Annotated in this window: 2 protein-coding genes; one reads left to right on the top strand and one right to left on the bottom strand. The window is 77.4% G+C overall.

Annotated elements, in window-relative coordinates:
- A partial coding sequence (locus tag ABEB16_RS21970) for an NAD-dependent epimerase/dehydratase family protein (RefSeq protein ID WP_345714293.1) occupies positions 1–404 on the bottom strand: 404 nt, incomplete at its 3' end.
- Between the two features lie 238 nt (positions 405–642).
- On the opposite strand from ABEB16_RS21970, the gene ABEB16_RS21965 reads away from it, so the two are divergent.
- Positions 643–907: sigma factor (locus ABEB16_RS21965; protein WP_345714292.1), on the top strand; the 265-nt coding region annotated here is incomplete at its 3' end.

Here is a 907-nt window from a genome sequence, read left to right as displayed (position 1 = left end):
GGGTGGTCCTCGCCCACCGGCACCAGCGGCGTCTCCCGCGGGCGCGGCCCGTAGGCGCCGATCGAGGAGACGTAGACGGCGTGGCGCACCCCGGCGGTGCGGGCGGCCCGCAGCGCGCGCAGCGTGCCGTCCACGTTCGTGCGCCACAGCGCGGCCTCGTCGTGGGAGGGCTGGATCCCCCACGCCAGCGCCACGAGGGCGTCGGCGCCGCGGGCGGCCTCGGCCAGGCGCGGCTCCGATCCGGGGGAGGCGACGTCGGCGGTGACCCACCGCGCCCCCGTGGGGTCGTGCTCGGGCACGTGCCGCGCCACGGCCACCACCTCGGACACGTCGTCGTCCGCCGCCAGCCGGCGCAGCAGCGCCGATCCGACGTTCCCGCTGGCACCCACCACGACCACGCGCACGCTTCGCTCCTCCCGCCGTCGCCGTCCGGGCGCATGGGCTGCGCCACCCCCGGGTAGGGGGGTCCACGACGTCGCCGCCAGCCTCTCCCACCGTGATCCCGGCGGCGACCGCAAGCGGTGCCGGGCGGTCGCGGCACCGCCACCGCCGCTGCCCATGATCGGGTTGCGGGGGTCCCTGCCCCGTGGTGCCGTGGTCCCCGTCGAGAGGCGGCGTTCGGAACGAGGACGGGACGGCCGGGTGGCGAACGTGGACGGGCAGGCGACGTCGGAGACCGACGTGCGGCGGGAGGCGACGGCACGGCTGTTCGCCACCGTGCGGGGAGCTCGCACCGAGGCGGAGCGCGACCGTGCGCGCGAGGAGGTGATCCGCCTCAACATGCCCGTCGCGACGAGCATCGCGATGCGCTACCGGGGCCGCGGGGAGACGGTGGACGACCTCGTCCAGGTGGCCTCCCTCGGGCTGGTCAAGGCCGTGGACGGTTTCGACCCCGACCGGGGCCGGG

The organism is Kineococcus glutinatus, assembly GCF_039542765.1.
Lineage (GTDB): Bacteria > Actinomycetota > Actinomycetes > Actinomycetales > Kineococcaceae > Kineococcus_A > Kineococcus_A glutinatus.
Note: the sequence above shows the minus strand (reverse complement) of the source record. Positions and strands in the feature narration are given on the sequence as shown.